Below are 1,993 nucleotides of genomic sequence, written 5' to 3'. Positions count from 1 at the left end.
GACCATGGGATCGGTCATGGTCACGCGAACGCCTTGGTCGCGCACACCTTGGCAACAGCCAAGAACTAACCACCCAAACAGTCTGTACAGCTCCCCTGCCGGGTCGTTTGTACAAACGTCCTCTGATGCGGACCGTCAGAGACACTGAGATTGACAGCCAAGGAAATGTTTATAGTACGCACAGCGACCCGTGAGCTAGAATTAGACCAAAGTCGTATGCCAGCAGAAGTTTAGGACCGATTTTAACGAAATTGATTAAACGCTTTTAGCACAAATATTTCGTATAAGGTATTGTGCGTATTGCATCTGGTCTTCCTCCTCGAGTGATATCGAGTGGTTCAAGCTCTGTCAGAGCGAACGTTCCGCGCGCCGTTTCAGATGCCGCAACGAGTTCAGATAACGTAAAAGCCCGCAAAAACTTGTCGAGCAACAAATTTAGCGACGGGGCGCTATCGATTGATGCTCAGCTGCCAGTTAGGCAGACCTATGAAGTTGACCAGCAGGTATTCGTAGCTGGAAGGCTTCAGACTGTTGTGACTTCATATAGCAACGGTTCTATGGATGTTTACCAAGAAATAAAGAATCAATCATTCAGCGGTAACAGCAAATTGAATGGAAATGTGACTCGGAAAGATGATTATTATTTCAAAAGCGTACGAGGTAATTCTGTCGACAGATTAGCGTAATATCAATCGTAAGAAGCCCAGTCGGTCTACTGCAAGAAGGGTTTGACGGGATAACGCGTTAGCACCTGTGGCAGTGCTTAATCCGTCGATTCTGGACAGTAGCCACCCCAAATCCTAGAGCGAGCTAGCGACTTTTACCCAATTAGCTGCTTAGCCCCCCTGCCCTGCAAGCTGAACGAGCGGCTGTATACGTTGATCCCAGCCCAAGAGCAGACGAGCGGCTCTTCACCAAACCCGGTTGTTCCTGATGCAAAATCAAGATTTTCGCATCAGCGCAGTGACATACGGTCACCGGAAGCAATGATTCGATAACGAGCTACTGGTAGTGGAGGGCAATGACGCCAACCTACAGCTTTGAAGTTGACCCGGCCCTCAGTCTGGTCACCTGTCACATGGCGGGCTTCTACGAGCCCGCGGATGTAGCGGAATTCGCTGCGGCGCGAGACTTGGCGCATCAGCAGCTGCGCTGCGGGCCGAACCAGCATCTCACTTTAATTGATATTCGCGATATGAAAATTCAATCGCAAGTATCAGTTGCGGCGTTCGAGAAGGTTCTGCACAACCCTGCACACTACTCACGGCGAATTGCGATCGTCGTCACGAAATCTCTTTCTAAGATGCAGGTTCAGCGCGCGGCGCGCGATCGTCCGGTTCAGTATTTTGAGGACGACGTTACTGCTGCCCGTCTTTGGCTTTTGGAGCCGCCCTCACATCCCTGATGCAAAAATCCCAGGTTTCGCATCACGCTCGGAACGGCAGGAATCTAGGCATAGCGGTGATGCAGAAATCCAATGCACTGCCGATCGCGGATGTCAGAGCCTGGTAGACAGCAGACATTCAATCAAACGCCGGCTCATTACCACGCAGGTGCAGATAGGTGCTGTCAAAGTCAGCCGCATACGCCAACTTTTTCCAGTCGCCGATTATGATTCCTCGGCTGGTGCTACGGGCGATCAGGTTTGCGCTTTCAAGCGCTTTCAATGTGCGGTTCACGTGCACCGTGGTTAAGCTAACGCAGTCTCCAAGCTGCTCCTGTGTCATTGGCAACTCGTAATTGGTCGGCTCTCCCAGTCCTGCGATCTTCAGCCTTAGCGAGAACTCGCAGAGGAGGTGGGCGATGCGCGTCTGCGCGTCACGCCGACCGACGTTCGCGATCCATTCGCGAAAGATAGACGCATCGACGAGTGAGTCATGCCACATTGCCATCCCGACGTTCGGGCGCTCGAAGGCTAGCTTCCTGATAGCTTCGCGCGGGATGAAAGCGACATCGCTCTCGGTAAGCGTCTGCACGCTGTGGTCAGCCACAC

General features: G+C 52.2%; 2 protein-coding genes. One reads left to right on the top strand and one right to left on the bottom strand.

The window, feature by feature from the left end; genetic code table 11:
* The first annotated feature begins 1,021 nt into the window (after positions 1 to 1,021).
* The gene (locus QBJ92_RS20500) at positions 1,022 to 1,405 is read left to right on the top strand and encodes a hypothetical protein (RefSeq protein ID WP_277971539.1); all 384 of its coding nucleotides are present in this window, start codon (positions 1,022 to 1,024) and stop codon (positions 1,403 to 1,405) included.
* A 118-nt stretch (positions 1,406 to 1,523) separates the two neighbouring features.
* On the opposite strand, the gene QBJ92_RS20495 is transcribed toward QBJ92_RS20500, so the two are convergent.
* Positions 1,524 to 1,993: Crp/Fnr family transcriptional regulator (locus tag QBJ92_RS20495; protein WP_277971538.1), on the bottom strand; the 470-nt coding region annotated here is incomplete at its 5' end.

This window comes from Sphingomonas echinoides, from assembly GCF_029623395.1.
GTDB lineage: Bacteria > Pseudomonadota > Alphaproteobacteria > Sphingomonadales > Sphingomonadaceae > Sphingomonas > Sphingomonas echinoides_A.
This window is presented reverse-complemented; position numbering and strand designations above follow the sequence as displayed.